Here is a 16,840-nt window from a genome sequence, read left to right as displayed (position 1 = left end):
TCTGAATGAATCTCGTCGCCTAACCCGCGTCGGTCGAGAAACGTGTCGGGGGCGGGGTGTAATTTCAGCAGCATAGTTCAACGTTCAAGGAAATGAGGGGGACGGGCGCGCGTGATCGACGCCGCCGATTCGGATGTGGCCGACGTGCCGTCCGCCGGGCGATGCGTTCGGCAGTGGTATCTGCAACGCGCTGTGCCGCTTATTGTTTCATCATCGCTCTTGTAACGCTCGTCGCAATGTCGCGATGGAATGTTCGATCACCAGACCTGCTTCCCTGTGCGTCTGCGCCCTACCGCGAGAGAAATCCGTGCCTCGATGACCAATCCCTTCGACTTCAGCGATTACGACACCTCGCGTGATCGCGGGTCCACCGACTCGGCCTCGTCGTGGCCGGCTGCAAATCAGTCCGGCTCGGCGTCAGCCGACCCCTTCGCATCTCAGCCCTCCGCGTTCGCGCCGACCGCGGCGGCGGAGCCCTTCGCTGCAGCACAGAGTCAGCGACGCGCCAGCACGATCGCGCAGGGTAAACCCCCTGTCCTCTGGCTCGCACTGGCCGCAGTGGCGGCCGCGGCGGGGCTGATCCTTGCGATCACCGCAGGTTCGTTCACGGCCTTCGCCTTCCTCGCATGGGTGCTGGCGGGCTGGGTCGCATTCGTGTTCCTGGCCCGCTATACCGTGCTCGACACGGTCCAGCGGGCGAAGCCCTTGTACGCAGGGTCGAAGGGGGCGCAGAGGAGTTATTGGGTCGTCGTCGCCCTCGCGGGAGCGGGAATCGTGGCGAGCGCGTGGCACATTGCGGAATGGGCGGGTCGACTGTGAAGAAGGTAGCCGCCCTCGCGGCCATGATGCTCGTGCACCTGATGCTGGCGATCCCGTCCGCGTCGGCGGCCCCGACGACCGCAGCGGTCGGAGACTTCGGTGGCTGTCTCGCCTCGCAGCAACAGGGCGACCTGCTGCTCATGGTCGATCAATCCGGCAGCCTCCAGGGTTCCGACCCCGACGCGGCGCGCGTGTCTGCGGCCAACTACCTGCTCGAACAGCTCAACACGTTCGGCGGGTCCGCGGGTGTGGAGCTCAACGTCGCGATCGCGGGATTCTCCGAAAATTTCATTGTCCACGCACCGTGGACCCGACTCGACGACGGTTCGCTGCCCGCCCTGCAGGGCGAGGTCGAGAGGTTCCGTACTCGCACGGACGGCATCGATACCGACTACTGGAACGCGCTCGACGGTGCCCGCCGCACGCTCGCGGAACGCGACGGCCAATCGCAGGCCAACCGCTGCCAGGCGGTGGCGTGGTTCTCCGACGGAAAACTCGACTTCACCGTCCGCGACGCCGAGAAGCCCTACGCGCAGGGAGTTTCCCTCGGCAGCGATCAGGGCGTCCAGCGGGTGGTGGCGGCCGCCCGGGAATCGATCTGTCGCCCCGCAGGCATCGCCGATCAGCTGCGCTCGTCGGGAATCGTCACGTTCGCGGTGGGGCTCGCCGCGGGCACCGCACAGCCCAGCGACTTCGACCTGATGCGGTCGATCGCCACCGGCGGCGACGGGGCGTGCGGAAAGGCCACGTCGTCGTCGCCCGGCGACTTCTACCTCGCGCAGAACATCGACGACCTGTTGTTCGCGTTCGACGCGTTCAGCACACCCGGTCAGGCGCCGATCGAGGGCGAGACCGGTGTCTGTGTCGTGAGTGTGTGCGAGGAGGCGCAGCACCGCTTCGTGCTCGACGACTCGATCAGCTCGGTCACCGTGCTCGGCTCGGCCGACGCTGAGGGACTGATCCCGACATTGATCGCTCCGAGCGGGGCGCAGTTGGCACTCGACCGTGCCGGTGCCCCCACCACCGCAACACTGGACGGCGCCCAGGTGGCGTACCGGTGGATGTCGCCCCGATCGGTCAGCTTCACGATGACCAAGTCCGACGATTCCGCCCAGTGGCAGGGCATGTGGGCCCTCGTGTTCGTCGACCCGGACGGCTCCAGCCCGCTGGCCCGCTCGAAGACGAACATCCACATCTCGGGCAACCTGTTCCCGGCCTGGCTCGGCATGGACACGTCGGCCGTCCACAGCGGTGAGAAGACGTCCGCCATCCGTCTGGGCATTGTCGACTCCGACCGGAACGAGATCGATCCCTCCGACCTGTTGGGTAGTGCTGCCCTGTCGGTGTCGCTGACCGACGCGGGGAACGTCGATCATCCGTTGGTCGAGCGGATTGCCAAGGAGCGCATCGGCGATCCCGTCGAACTCGATTTCACCCAGGTTCCGCCGGGAGCGGCGACGCTGCGTCTCACGCTCGACGTGACGACGGCGGACGCCCGGTCCGCGTCCGGTGACGTCATCGCCCCGGGAACGGCGTTGACGCCGCAGTTCGTCGATGTCCCGCTCACGGTGTCGCCGCCGATCGGCTACCCCGTCGTCCCGTCGACGGTCGATTTCGGCACCGTCGAGGGCGCGGGGCAGTTCGCCGCGAGCATCCCGATCACCGGTCCCGGTTGCGTGTGGTTCGACGGGGCCGCACCGGTCGCGTTCGATTCCGTGCCCGACGGAGTCGGTGCCGTCGGTGTCTCCGCCGGGTCGGCGCCGTCCGCCGCGAACTGCCTCGAGATCGGCGAGGGTCAGCAGGCGAGTCTTCCCGTCGGCCTGTCCGTTCCGGCCGCGGGCAACGGCTCCCTCAACGGGTCGATTCCGCTGATGATGTCCCCTCCCGGTGAGCCCGACCGCGCGCTGCCGATCACCGTCGCGTTCACCGCAGAACTGCAGAAGCCGCTCAACAGCGGGCGGTTCTGGCTCGTGTTCGTCCTGGTGCTCCTGTTCAGCATTGCTGTGCCGCCGCTCCTGCTCTACGGGGTCAAGTGGTGGACCGCCCGCATCCCGGCGAAGACCCTCAAGGCGATGCGCGTCGGTGTCACGATCGAGGGCGGGCAGGTTCTGCGGGACGGTGCCGAGTTCGGCATCCGGGAGAGCGACCTGAGTCAGCTCGTGCGCGGCCTGAACAAACCCGCACGCAGCCTGGATGTCGAGGGCGTGGAGTTGCGTACGCGGATCGGTCTGTCGCCGTTCGGGCCCGGGTACGTCGTCGCACAGCAGCCCGGCCTCGTTGCGGCGTCCGGAGCCGAACCGGGCGTCGACCGGCGCACGGGTGGTGCGCGGCTTCCGCTGGCCATCCACAACAACTGGGTGGTGTTGCACGATCCGGACGGGCCGGCGAACCTGGCGACTGTACTGCTGCTCGTCGGCGCCGACGCGACGGACGACAGTAACCGCCGACTGGTCGCCGACCTGGTGCGCAAGGTGCCGGGCCGGGTGGCCGACCTGAGGGCCGCTCACCCCGGCGCGACCCCGTCCGCGACGCCGCCGAGCGCACCACCGTCGTCGGACCCCTTCGGTGCTCCCGCCCCGACGTTCGGTGCGGCACCCGCCTGGGACGCCCCGGCGTTCGGCGGTACGGCACAGAGCGGCGCTGCTGCCCCGGCCCGCTCGTCCGCCGGCGACCCCTTCGATCCGTTCCGGCCTCCCGGTTCCTGACCCGGATCGTCCTCGACTTCAAGCTCTCTCTTCTGTGAAAGGACCGTAATGAGGCGGTTTCTCGTAGTCGGTTGCGGTGGTTCCGGCGCTGTCACCCTCGCGTACATGATGGATCAGCTCCGCTCGGATCTCGCTGCGGTGGGCGTCGACCGGATCCCCGGCGGGTGGCAGTTCGTCAGCGTCGACGTGCCGACGGCTCCCGAGGCGGGGCCGGACGGCCTCGACAACGTCCGCGATCAGGGCGGTTTCTACTTCGGCAGCGGCCCGCAGGGTGACTCGTACGCGGTGCTGGACAATGCGCTGACCAACCAGCTCACCGCGAAGCAGAGCCTCGACGAGATCGCCACGTGGGCACCTCGTGACCCGTCGTCGGTGACGGTGCCGATCGGATCGGGTGCGGGCCAGTACCGCTCACTCGGCCGCATGATCACGCTGAGCAAGGCCGGCGGCATCCGCGACACCCTGCAGCGGGCGTGGGATCAGCTGTCGACGGTGGAGACGGCCAGCCAGATGTCTTCGCTCAACGTGCCCGGCGGCGGTTCCTTCGAGCAGGGGGAGTCGCCGATCGTGCTCGTGGTGTCGTCGATGGCCGGCGGCGCCGGTGCGTCCATGGCCCTCGACGTGTGCCGTCTGCTCACGCTCATTCCGGGACTCGACCCGCGGTTGATGGGTGTGTTCATGGTGGCCCCGGACATCTTCGACGGACTCGGCAAGAGCGCGACCACCGGTGTCCGCGCCAACGCGCTGGCGATGCTCGGCGAGATCGTCGCCAGCCAACTCGGTTCGGCGCGCGAACACGACGTGGAGATCCTGCGCGCACTCGGGCAGCAGCACGGCGCCGGCGAGAAGGTTCCGTTCGCGCGGGTGTTCCCGGTGGGACGTAAGGTCGGTGTGGAGGGCGCACCGTTCGGTGACGGATCCCAGAAGGCGATCTACCGCGGCCTGGCCCGCGGCCTCGCCGGGATGATGATGAGCGGCGCGGCCACCCGTCAGTTCGTGCAGTACGACCTCACCAACGGTGCGGGACTGCCGGGCCAGCGGGAGAACATCGGGTGGGGCGGTCAGTGGGACAACCTGCCGTGGGGAACCTACGGTTTCTCCAGCTTGAGCATGGGCCGCGACCGCTACGCCGAGTACTCGGCGCAGCGGTTGGCTCGCAGCGCCGTCGACCGCCTGCTCGACGGCCACCGTTCACCCGGTAGTCCGGTGTCCGACGAGGATCAGGTCAACTCGATTCTCGACGGTCAGTGGAGCAGCCTGCTCGCGGCGATGGGACTCCCGGTCGCGCACGCCGACGCGCGGGGCGCACAGATGGGGGTGGGCGCCTGGCTCACGTCCGTGGTGCTGCCGTCCGGCGACGCCACCCGGATGGCCGGGCAGACGGTGGAACTCGAACTGCGCGGGCATCTTCCGTCGGGTTCCGGTCTGGTGGCGGGGCAGTGGGTCCCGGAGATCCGGCAGGCGCTGGGACGACGCAGGCAGGCCCTGACGAGTTCGGCCGAGCAGCACGCGGTCGCGCACGCGTACATGTGGCACAAGGGCCTGGTGGACCGGATCGAGGGGACGGTCGGCAGGTCGATCGCTCAGCTGGGTCTGCCTTACGCCACCGCACTGGTCAGCCGTCTGCTCACGTATTGCAAGGACTCTGTGCGGACGGGCGCCGAGGACCTGTCGCGGCGCGGACCGGAGGACATCACGGCGCAGACCGCCGACGCGACGCAGGTGCTCACCAACCTCAAGGGCAGCATCGAGAGTGACGCGGAGATCCTCGATCGGATCGTCGCCGACTGCCGTGACAACGTGTACCGCCAGCTGTATGCGTCGCTGTCCGGCAAGGTCGCCGAGGTGATCGCCGCGCTGGTGCCGGAGGTCCTGCAGCCGCTGCTCGACGCGTTGAACGAGGAGCAGACGGCGCTGCGCCGCGCCCGTAACAAGCCCGCCAGCGATGTCGGGCTCGCCCGGCTCGCGACGGACCAGTACGGCGCCTGGCCCGCCGACAAGGCCGATCGGGTGCCGAAGCGGTTCGCGGAAGCCAACAACGAGGTGATGCTCACCCCGTCGGCGGACTTCATGGATCAGTACCGGGGCGACCTGCCGCTCGCCGTGACGGCCTCCGAGACCGGGACGCCCCCGTTCGCGGCGGCGGTCGAGCAGGCCGTCGCGAGCGTCGTCACGGGACTGTGGACCACGGTCGACGGCACCCGCGCGCCGGGGGAGGACCACTCCCTCGTCGAGCGCACCGCGGCCTGGCGGTCGCGGGCGTTCCCGATCGACCCGAACACCCGTGAGGCGCTGGTGCCGTCGTCGGCGCGCTACGACGTGCACGTTCGTCCCGTCGAGTTGCTCGATCGGGCACGGAAGTTCGTCGGCCGCACCGGAGAATCGTTCGACCGGTTCTGCCGGGTGTCGCTCCGCGAGTACATCGAGGACCACACCGTGCCCGCGTATGCGATCGAGGAGCGGCGGGACCGACTGCAGCGCAAGTTCACCGAGGCGCTCTCGCTCGCGCGGCCGCTGGCCAGCGTCAACCAGCAGGCGCTCGAGGCGCTGCATCCAGGACAGCAGGTGGAGTACCGCTACAAGTTCACGTCGGTGCCGTTCCTTAACCTGCCGGTCGCGGACACGCTCTCGCAGGTGCTGCAGAAGGACCCGATGATCGATCACGAGACGGAGGGCGAGTTCGCGCGACTGCTGTCCGACGAGGACCGGCTCACCCGCATCGACATCTTCGGCTCGTACCCCAATTACTCCCCGCTGGCGTACGACTCGGTGCTCGGGCCCGCCGCCAAGCAGTGGGCGGATTCGACCCCGGCGCAGCAGGAGTCGTTCTGGCGGTGGCGCCGGTCGCGTCCGCTGGCCGCCTCGCTGCCGATGCACCGCGACGAACGGCGCGCGATGACCGCCGGCTGGTTCCTCGGGTTGGCGATCGGGCAGGTGCGGTTGCCCGCGGCCCCGTACGACGAACCGGTACGGGTGTGGGACGCCGGCATCGGTGACTGGGTGGACTTCCCGAACCCGCTGCTCACCCCGCCGTCGCGGTTCACGGTCAGCAACGACTGGCTGCCTGCGGTGCTCGAATCGGTGCTGCTGGCGATGGCGCAGTCGCACGAGCCGCCGGTCATGCACTCGATGCTGCCCTACCGGGCGCTGCGGGCGGTCTACGACTCGTCCGCGGAAGACCCGGTCAGCGGCATCCACGAGGTGTCGGCGAAGGCACGGCTGACCGCCTGGCTGCGGACGGGTGAGCCCGTCACGGGATGGCAGTCGCAGGTGGAGAACACCGGACCGGACGTTTCCGTGGCCGAGCGCGCCGGCAACGCCGTCGCCTGGCTGTCCAAGATCCGCGACCTCGTCGGCGAGCACTACATGGAGCCCGGTCAGGACGGGGCACCCGGAGGTGGCGCCCTGTCGGTCGTCGGGTTGCGCGAACACGCCTCGCAGACACCGATCTTCCGGGACATCGCACCGGACGTGTATTGGGCGACGGGCGAATTGATCGCCCTGATCGAGGAGTGCAGGGCGCGCGCGGAGCGACCGGAGCAGCCGAACCGCGCTCCGGTGCACGCCGCGGCGCCGACCGCGATGGCGCACGCCCTGGTCCTCCCCGATGCCGGTCAGTTCTGACATGAGCGTGTTGACGGTGTTCCTCGCCGCGGACGGTCCGGCGCAGGGTGTGCGGGACGTGCTCCGAGATCTGTCTGCGGCCGGACTGGTGTCGCCGTTCCTGTGGATCGACGACACCGCGGTGGTCGCCGACAGCACCCGGTTGCGCGCGCGGGAGACCAACGCGGGTACCGACACGGCGGTGGTCCTGCAGGACGTGCTGGCCTCGCGGCGCATCGACCGGGTACGGATCTGCGTTCTGGTGGCCGGCACCACCCAGGTCGATCCCGAGTCGGTGCGGTTCGTCTCCGAGCTGCTCACGTCCAACTCCGGCGGAGCGCGGTCCAGCCGGTTGCGACTGCTGTTGCGCCGACCCGGGGCCGAGGATGGGGGCGCGACGGCGCTCGCCGGCTGGCACAACCTGCTCATTGCCCCGGAGGACTCGCGTGGACCGGGCATGGGGCACGAATCTCTCGCGCCGACAGCGGATCCCCTCGCCGTCGGGCGGCACGCCGCCCCGGTGATCGCGGGTGTGACCGGTCTGTGGAACGACGCGCAGCACGCCCCGTTCGACGACGAACCCGTGCTCCCCGGCAACGCGCTGCGGGTGGTCCGGTCCTATTACCGGCGCCTGGACACGGCCCGGGCCGAGCACGACCTCCGCTCGGAGCTGCTCGATTTCGGCGGGTTGATGCCGCTGCCGCACGACTCCGGCACCAACGTGCTGTATGCCGACGACGTCGCGTCGGCGACGTCGACGATGGCTCGGGCGTTGTGGCGCAAGCACAGTGCGCTGCTCAGCGGTGAACGCGCGGACACACCGGGTGCGCTCGAGCCGCGCACCATCCGGTTCGTGCAGGCCCTGCGGATGTTCTTCTCCTTCCTGTTCGCGGTGCTGCGGAATGCGCCGGCCCAGTGGGTCGCGCGGGTGGCCAACCGGGCGTCGGCGTCGGTGGCGTCGGCAACGCAGACCACCCTGTTCGGATCCTCGACGCGGGGTGCCTATCGCGTCGTCGTGGGCGGCGTCGACGCGGACGGACACAAGGTCGCGTGGACCGACTACGAGGCGGCGTCCAAGCAGATCGGTGCGATGCTCGATGCGGCCGGTGCCACCCCGCAGCCGGTGACTCCGGACCTGTCGGCGCTGTGGCGCGACTACGCACGCGCCGCCCTCACGCTGTCGGACGCCAGTGAGCGTTCCGCGGGCCTGCTTCCGGTGCAGGTGGGCGCGCATCGGGCCATCCTGCGGACCGCGGCGGATGTCATTCCCGGCCCGGGTGATCGGTTCACGGACATCCCGGGCATGGTGTCGGCGACGCTGAGCCTGCACGCCGTCGAGCCGGCAGACATTCTCGGGGTCACGGAGACCAGGGATCGTCTGCGGGAACTGGAGCAGGACCCGACGATCGGTCTCGACGCCCGCCGGACGAGTTCCGCCCTGGCTGCGTGGTGGAGCCGGAAGCAGCGCAGTTTCGCGGTGTCGTTCGGGTCGATCCTGACGAGCCGCCTCGATGCCACCGTCAACGAGTCCCGGGTGCTGCTCGAGCGCCTCGACACGTCGGAGCAGCGTCAGGACCTCGCCGAGGCGTGCGCCGAGCAACAGGCGCACATGTTCCGTCGCGTGCGTATCGCGACCGTGCTCTTCCTGCTGCTCGCCGTCGCCGCCGGAGTGTTCGCGTGGCGCGAGATCATCTCCTGGTGGTGGGGTGGCCCGGCGATCGCCGTGTGCGTGCTGGCGTGGGCCGCGGTCGTGGCGATCGTGTGCCAGCGCACCCAGCAATTCCTTGAACGACTGTTGGTCGAGCGGGACGCGGCCGCGCGGGCCGATGCCGCGGATCGGGCCAATCTGCGTGTCGCACTGCGGGAGATCGAGCACCTCACGGGGGCCTACCGGCAGTTCCTGTCGTGGAGCCGCGCCCTCGGTGCGTTCCTCGCCGAGCCGCTCGGTGCCAGTGAGCAGACTCGAACGACATCCCGGACCGTGGGCTGGGGTTTGCCCCGGCACACCGCGATCGCATCTGGGACACCCAGCCCCGAGCAGGTCGAACGGGTGGCCGAGGCCCTTCGCCGCGACCTGTTCACGGTCGGCTGGCTGACCGACCCGTGGGACACGGTGCTGGGCTCGGCAGGCACGGCGCTCGGCACCGCCGGCCATGACATCGACCGGGACCCGGGACTGCTGGCCGCGAAGCCCGGTGCCGGTTCGGGTTCGGCGCTCGACGAGTGGTCGCTGCGCTTCGATCAGGGCAAGATCCGCGCGACCGGTGCCGCCGTGCTGTGGCAGCGGGCGCTCGCCGAATTGACCGGCACACGAGAAGAACTCGCCCACGGCCTGCTCGAGACGGTCGAGTATTTCGACGGTGGTGCGCCGAGGCGGGTCGGGGTCGACGAGTTCGTCGCCGGGATCGGTACGAGGTCGGATGGTGTCGCGTTCTTCGACCGGTCGATCTTCAGTGACACGGCGTCGACGAAGGGCCTGTCCGCCGTGTCGGGTGAGATGGTGACTCGCGTGCGCGTCGGCTGCGGGCTCGTGGCCGTCACGACCCAGTACACCGACGGACTGTCGGACGAGGATCTGCGTTCGGCCCACGGGCATCGCGCCGACGTGGTGGAGATGCAGAAGATTCCCGAGTTCGAGTTGCGTCCGGCCCGGCAGACTTCCACCAGCCACGACAGCGTCGCACGAACTCCGTTCGTCGTCCCGGTCGTCGACGGCCTCAACTTCTGAAAGCGAGTGGAACCGTGACCGAGGTTGCCTCCCCCGCAGTGTCCGATGGTGCCCTGGCGGCGTTGCAGCAGTGGCGACAGCAGCAGATCGCCGACGGCCGGTTGCGTCCCGGCGTTGTCAAGGACGCGCATCTGCAGCAGATCCTCCGATCGAACCGGCGCACCGCCGAGGAGATCGAGCCGATGCTGCCCCGGCAGGCGAAGGTGTTCGTCGACGACGTCGTCGCCGTGTTGTCGGCCACTCCGACGGTGACCGCCGACCGCGCGTCCGAACCCGTCGCACCCGTCGCAACACAGCCGCCGGTGGCCGCACCCGCACCGGGCAGCGAGCACGTGGTGTCGTTGCGCACCGAGGACTTCTGCGAATTCCTGCACGCCGACTCGGATCACCCCGTCGGCGCGATGACGATCAGCACCGAGCCCACCGGCGGACACCTGCTCGAATGGGAGCCCCTGCCGGTGCAGGCGGGGCAGACGGTTCTCTACCGGGTCGTGTCCGGCGAGAACCATCGCGCCTACAAGCCGGAGGCGGGCCGGCTCGTCGGCGTCACCCGGGGCACGCTGCTCGTCGACACCGAACCCCCGGCGGCCGCGGTGCGGCACCTGCAGGTCTGGTGCCACGTCGGTCGCGACGAGCGTGACGCCGTCCGCCGGCAGCCCGTCCTGATCGCCGAGGGCCAGATCCTCAGCCCGGTCACCGATGTCGTCGTGATGGAGGACGAGGGCGCCGTCATCGGCCAGTGGAGTGCCTGGCCCACCGTCAGCACCGTGCGCGTGCTGCGCATCCCGCTGGACGGAAGCGTCCGCGTCGACAACGACCAGCGGCACCGCATCCTTGCGGACCAGGCCAATCTCGGCGGGTTCGTCGATCGCGACGCCCGCCGCGGGCAGCGCTACCTCTACCGCGCGATCTGCGAGGTGGAGGTGGACGGGCACACCCGTCTGTCGGCGGTCGCGCAGGCCGAGATCGCGGTGTCGGCGGTGCTCGAAGAGGTCGAGGACCTGCACGTCACCACCCACGGGGACAGCGACAACCTGCGGTTCGATCTGCAGTGGACCCCACCCGGCATCGGCTCCGTGGTGCTGTACCGCACGGAGTCGGCGCCGCGGGCCGGTCTCGACGTCGCGGTGCTCGCCGCGGACGCTCTCGAATTGTCGGGTGGACTGCCCGGTTCCGCGCGGCTGGTGCACCCGGCCGTCGCGGGCGAGGACGGCACGCAACGGATGACGGATGTCTCGTGGCCGCGGGGCTGGGTGCGCGCGTACTTCACCCCGGTGACCGCGCTCGACGGGCAGGTTCAGGTGGGCCGCACGTTCATCGCGACGCGTCCGCTGCCACCGCTGCGTGATGTCCGGATCGTCGAACGCTGCTCCGAGCAGGTGCTCACGTTCCCGTGGCCGGAGGGTGCGGCGTCGGTATCCGTATACCTCAGTGCGCCGGAGATATCCGCCGAGCACGCCATCGAGCAGCGTCCGATGGCCGAGATCTCCCGCTCGACCTACGACCGCGACGGTGGACTGCATCTGCCAGAACCGCTGCCGCCGCGGGGATGTTCCGTCCACGTCGTCCCCGTCGCCTACACGGCAGGTGAACGAATCGTCGGGATCCCGGCCACCGTCGAGTACCCGGGACTGCTGCGCATCGAGTACCGGCTGGAGACCAAGCGCTCACCGACCGGTAACGCCGCCACCGCCGTCATCCGGCTCGCGTCCGAACTCGAGCTGCCGACGGCACCGCCGTTCGTCGTCGTGTTCAACGCCGGGCGGCTCCCGCTCAGCGCCCGCGACGGCGAACCCCTCGAGGTCCGCGGCGAAGGACAGACCACCGCCGGTGCCCGGAGCTTCCACCCGCGCGGTCTGCGCAAGGAATTCGGCCAGCCCTGGACCGCGGACGTCACCGGCAAGGTGGGCTTCCTGCGCGTCTTCGCAGATGTGCGGCCGGAGACCAACCGGACTCTCGCGCTGATCGATCCGCCGGTCGATCAGCTTCGCCTGCTAGACCTTCCGCCCGGACCGGTGGAATGAGCGCACCGCAGCAGACACCCGAACCGCCGCGGTTCGGTCAACTCACCTACACGTCGTTCGACGCTCCCGATCGAGGCCGGGCGGGCGGCGGCTGGCAGGTCAAGGACGTCAGCGACGGCGTCAGCGCTGCCGAGCAGGAATTCATGCGCGCCGGTGTCGCGACACGGTTCGACTCCGTGCAGGCACTCCCGCAGTTCCCGACACCGGCCGACATCGCGGCCCGACCGCGGCGCCTGGTCTACGCGCCGACCGAGACCGGCGGCTGTTACTGGCACACGGCGCCCGCCGGTGCCGATGCGTCGGGACGTCCCGGCAACGTCTTCGCGCACGTCGTCGTCGACCGAGGGTCGGACGCCGCCGTCCGCCCCATCGAACGGTGGGGTTCGCCCGACTGGCTCGCACCGTATGGCGCGGACGCGGTCGCTGCGGCCGAACTCCCCGACAACGCACCCGCACCCGGTGGAATCATCGATCGCGCCGCCATTCTCGAGTTCCTGCTCGATCCCGGAACGTGGCGCGTCGGTGTGCTCGGTGTCCTGCTCGACGCGGTGGATCAGGCGATGCACGGTGGCCCGGGCGTCGTTCTGGGGTGCGCCGACTCGGAGAACGCGGCCCGGTGGATCGGTGCGGTCTCGCACTTCATGTCGCCCGGTGCCTCACAGAAATTCGGGTGGTCGACCGCAGATCGGAGTTCGACCGTCGTCGACGCCGTGTCGCGAGGAGTGCATCTGGCATGCGTGCCACAAGGTGACGCCGTGGACGGTATCGCCGGCTGTGTCGTCCTCGGCGAGACCGACACCCCAGACGTCGGCGAGTGGGGCGGCGAACCGCACCGGACCGCGACGGGGCAGCTCGTGCCGGTCACGGCGTGGTCGGTGCTCGCGCAGACCGTGCTCGTCGATCCCGACAGCGCCCGACGCGCACTCGACCATCAGGACACCCTGGCCGCCGCGGTGGGGGACCGCGACCTCGCGGCCGCCTGGCCGCTCGCCACGGCCGTGATCGCAAATCCCGCACTGCACGACGCCCTGCCCGAGGCCACCGAGGTCGTGCTCGCGCAGTCACCGGACGCGCTGGCATCGTTCCCCGACGAACTGGCGATCGTCGGTCACGTCGTGGACGAACACCTGCCCGGGAACATGGACGAGGCCTGCCGCATGATCGCGGAGTGGCCACGTGGTGGCGGACCCGCACCGGTGGTGTGGGATGTGGCCGGCCGGGTTCTCACGTATCGGGCCCTCGCCGACCGTGATTGGATTCGAGCCTCCGGTCCGGGAGAGTTCGCCCTGTTCGAGGCGTGGCCGCATTCGGAGGATCTCGAACGGGAAGCCGAGAAGGTCCTCTCGGCGCTCGTGCAGAGTCAGGGAACCGACTCCGCTGTCGCCGCGCATGATGCGGTGAGAACGCTCGATCTGCTCCTGCACGCACACCTTTTCGGCGACTCCGGGAGCGATCTCGCCGCCGACCTGCTCGGTCGCGTCGTCGTCCCGGTCCTGTGTGATCACGCGGCGGGCCCGGCTCTGGTCACCGGGCTCGGTGCCGTCGGAACCGACACGTATCGGCTGCTGCAGTCGGCCGTGGCCGGTCACCCGGATTTCGCCGGCAAGCCGCTCGGTACCCGACTCGCACCAGAGGTGTTGCGCTGGCTCGTCGACGAGGTGCGCGTACCGACCTCCAACGAACTGACCGCCGCACCGTCACGCAGCGCCGAACCGCTCTGTGCCATCGTCGCCGACGCGGTGTTCTCGGTGGTGAAGTGCGGCACCGAGGACCACAAGCGGGCGTGGGAAGGCTTTGCGCCGCTGGCCCTCTGGCGGGCCCTCTACGAAGCGAGCGCGGGCGGTTGGGCGTCGAGTGACGTCGATGCGCTCGTCGACGCCTACCCCTGGTCTCTCGCGCAGTGGTGCGAACTCGTCGGCGCGTTCCCCGATCACGTCGCACCCCGCTTCCTGCTGCCTGTTCTCGTGCTCGAGCCGTGGGGACCCGAGGTGGAGATGCTCGTCAAGCACATCGACGCGAATCGCGGCGGCACGTCGGTGTCCGGCGGCACGCACCCGGTCGACGCACTGGCGGTGTCGTGGGCGCTCATCCGGGCACAGGATCAGTGGGACAACATCGACGACCCGAGGCTGCGACGCGCACTCGAACGGCACGGCTGGCCGGTGCTCAAGGACTACGGAGATGCCTGCCCCGCGCAGCTTCCGCCGGATCTGCTCGTTCGACTCGCCGTGGTCGCTGTCGCCGGGTTCCAGTTCTTCCCGCCGCACAACGGCACCTACATGCCCACGATGCCCGCCGGTCACATCGACGCTCTGGCGCGCGCGGTGGACGCGGACTCGGATTTCGCGATCACGGCTCTGGTCGATCTAGTGAGAAGTGGTGCCCTGAACGAGCACTGGGTGGTCCGGTCGGCGGTCCTCAGCTCGCCGGTGGCCCCGCACATCGAATCGGTGTTGAGCCGCGACGACCTGCTGTGCCGACTCCAGGTCGGGCCGGCGCAGGCGCGGCGGTCGCTGCTCGAGCAGGTGGCGTCGATCGTCATGGGTGACGGTGACTACCGCGGTCCCGTCGGCTCCTACGAGGTGTCTGCCGCGCTGCGCGCCGAGATGCGGGAACGCCACGACGTCGTCGACCGATTCCGGGCCGGTGACGCGTATGCGCGGTTCGCGTCGAGCTGGCTCGAGGACGTCGAATCAGGGTTCGTGCTGCTCGCTCACGCACGGTCGGGCCGGCGATGAGCGGGACGACAGTACGCATGCGCAACGCATGCAGGGGAAAGGGATCGAACTGATGTCGGGATATGTGCTGAACGGTGCGGGCCGCGTCGAACTGCCCAATCGGCCGCTCGCGGTCACCGTGGCCGCGGCCACGACGGCCGTCGCGGTGCGCGCCACGCTGCCCGACGGCAGGCTGGCCGAACCGGCGCTGTATCCGCAGGTCGGGCTGCTGATCCTGCCGCGGGTCGACTCCGAGATCGTCGTCGTGGCCCGGCCGGACGGCGAGAGCGCCGCGTTCCCGGACGGGACGGTGCTGCAGGTGACGATCGGCGTCGACAGCAGTCGCGACCTCGACTCCGAGCGTGCCGAGCTCACCCCCGTCGACGTGTCGGGGCTGCACCAGGTGGAGTTGGCGACGATCGCCCCGGCAGGGCCGAGGGTCGCGATCACCGCCCGCCGCACCGCCGTGGATGTGTCGCTCAGCGACGTGAGTTCGCGGGCACGATCGGCAGCGCGCAGCGCCCTCGCGCTCGACCGTTTGCCCGAACCGCGCCGCTTCGACGTGGAGGTCGACGTCGACACCACCATGTCGATGCTCGCGCGAATCGACGACGGCAGCATCCGCACGGTGATCGACGTCCTCGCCGGGGTCGCGGCGGTGGTGGGCGCCCGCGAAGAGCTGGCGGTCCAGCTGATCGGCCATTCGGTGACCACCCTGCCCGTCACCGAGCTGCGGGACGTCGCGAATCAGGTTCAGGCCGAGCTCGACTCGACCGCGCTCGGGATGGGCTTCCGTTCGGCGGGCATCGACCGGAGTGAGCGCGACACCCGCACCCTGGCGTTCACGGTGACCGATGCGGTGCCCGCCGACTGGTCGTTCCAGTGCACCGACACGGTGATCCGTCATCTCGTGCTCGTCGGCGATACGGCCGAGGGTGGGCCCGGCGTCACCGTTGTGCCGTCGACTGCCGTGTCCGGCTCGCAGCCCGAGCTGTCGAATCTGTCTGCAATGGTGACCTCGCTTCTGGCCGATGTGTCGGCGAGCTTGTTTTCGGAAGGCGTACGACGATGACGAAGTGCCCCCGGTGTTTCACGGCCCTGACCGGTGACCGATATGCGTGGACGGCTGTCGCCCCGACGGACGTCGAGGTCGACGACGTCGCCACCCGCTACCACGGCAGCCCCGTCCGGTCCGGGAAGATCATCGAACTCCAGCGCCCGGCGGACGCAGCCGACGACTGGGCCCCCGAGAACGACTACGCGACCGGCAAGGCCGGCGGTCCCGCCGCGGAGGTGTGCCCGCAGTGCCACTACAGGCTGCCCATCGGCTGGCGTGAAGGGCGGGCGGCGTGCATCGCGATGGCCGGCGCCCGTGCCACCGGAAAGACCGTGTACATAGCGGCTCTGGTCAAGACGCTGCAGCTGCTGGGAGAGCGGCTGAACCGGGTGGTGGAACCCGCCACGGGTCAGACCGAGGTGAACTTCCGCGAGCACTACGAGCGGCCGCTGTTCGAGGAGCGGGGAATTCTCGAGTCGACGCCGGCCTCGCACACCGGCAACCCGTATCAGCGTGAGCCGCTGATCTTCAGCCTCGGCCCGGGCCTGCGGGACGACACCCGGCAGTACCTCGTGATCCGGGATGTGGCGGGGGAGGACCTCGAGAACCCGGGCAACGTGGATGCGACGCACATGCAGTTCTTCGCGCAGGCCGACGGCGTGGTGTTCATGTTCGATCCGCTGAAGGTCGAGTCGGTGCGGCAACAGCTGCACGACCTGGTGCCGGCGCAGGAGCGGGTGGGTGGCGACCCGCGGTCGGTGTTGCGGACGGTGTTGTCGATCATCGGGGCCGGGACCCCGAACCTGGCCGTGGTGCTGTCGAAGTTCGATGCGCTGCAAGCACTCGAGCGTGTGGAGGGCAGCGACTGGAGCGAGATCATGTCGCAGCGAGGCGCGGCCTTCCTGCGCGACCCGAGCCTCCAGCGCGCGCCGTACCACGAGGTAGACGGACAACTGCTGCACGAAGAGGTCCGCAGCCTCCTCGACAAGCTCGAGGCGCGGTCGATGGTGATGTCGGTGGACCAGCCGGCCACCGGCAACGCCCTGCCGAGCCGGTTCTTCGCCGTATCGGCGCTGGGCGAATCACCCGTCGGAGATCGCCTCCACGACAGCGGGATCTCACCCTTCCGGTGCCTCGACCCTGTGCGCTGGATCCTCGCGCAGCGGGGGGTGTGGGTGTAAGGCTGT

General features: G+C 69.7%; 8 protein-coding genes. All 8 read left to right on the top strand.

All coding sequences use genetic code 11. From position 1 onward, the window contains the following. Nucleotides 1-315 precede the first annotated feature (315 nt). From PSR88_RS08570 to PSR88_RS08535, 8 genes are read left to right on the top strand one after another with little or no spacing between them, the layout of a single operon-like run. Nucleotides 316-819, top strand: coding sequence for a hypothetical protein (locus PSR88_RS08570; RefSeq protein WP_016882974.1), 504 nt, complete (start codon nt 316-318; stop codon nt 817-819). Beyond that, complete coding sequence (locus PSR88_RS08565; protein ID WP_016882975.1) at nt 816-3,524, top strand: vWA domain-containing protein; 2,709 nt, start codon at nt 816-818, stop codon at nt 3,522-3,524. The genes PSR88_RS08570 and PSR88_RS08565 overlap by 4 nt, the downstream gene beginning before the upstream one ends. Nucleotides 3,525-3,572: 48 nt before the next feature. Next, complete coding sequence (locus tag PSR88_RS08560; protein ID WP_016882976.1) at nt 3,573-7,148, top strand: tubulin-like doman-containing protein; 3,576 nt, start codon at nt 3,573-3,575, stop codon at nt 7,146-7,148. 1 nt (nt 7,149) lies between these two features. Then, a complete protein-coding gene (locus PSR88_RS08555; protein ID WP_016882977.1) occupies nt 7,150-9,855 on the top strand; it encodes a hypothetical protein in 2,706 nt (901 codons plus the stop codon). 14 nt (nt 9,856-9,869) lie between these two features. Further along, a complete protein-coding gene (locus PSR88_RS08550; RefSeq protein WP_237724104.1) occupies nt 9,870-11,879 on the top strand; it encodes a hypothetical protein in 2,010 nt (669 codons plus the stop codon). Further along, nucleotides 11,876-14,617 (top strand): hypothetical protein, encoded by a 2,742-nt coding sequence (locus tag PSR88_RS08545; protein ID WP_016882979.1) that lies wholly within the window; start codon nt 11,876-11,878, stop codon nt 14,615-14,617. The genes PSR88_RS08550 and PSR88_RS08545 overlap by 4 nt, the downstream gene beginning before the upstream one ends. Before the next feature lie 28 nt (nt 14,618-14,645). Next, nucleotides 14,646-15,668: a hypothetical protein gene (locus PSR88_RS08540; protein ID WP_016882981.1), complete on the top strand. Its 1,023-nt coding sequence runs from the start codon at nt 14,646-14,648 to the stop codon at nt 15,666-15,668. Continuing rightward, entirely contained in the window at nt 15,665-16,834 is a 1,170-nt protein-coding gene (locus tag PSR88_RS08535) for a TRAFAC clade GTPase domain-containing protein (protein ID WP_016882982.1), read from the top strand. Before PSR88_RS08540 ends, PSR88_RS08535 begins: the two co-directional genes overlap by 4 nt. The last annotated feature ends 6 nt before the right edge of the window (nt 16,835-16,840 follow it).

Origin of the sequence: Rhodococcus sp. DK176 (assembly GCF_038447315.2) — a bacterium.
Taxonomy (GTDB): Bacteria; Actinomycetota; Actinomycetes; order Mycobacteriales; family Mycobacteriaceae; genus Rhodococcus_F; species Rhodococcus_F jostii_A.
Note: the sequence above shows the minus strand (reverse complement) of the source record. Positions and strands in the feature narration are given on the sequence as shown.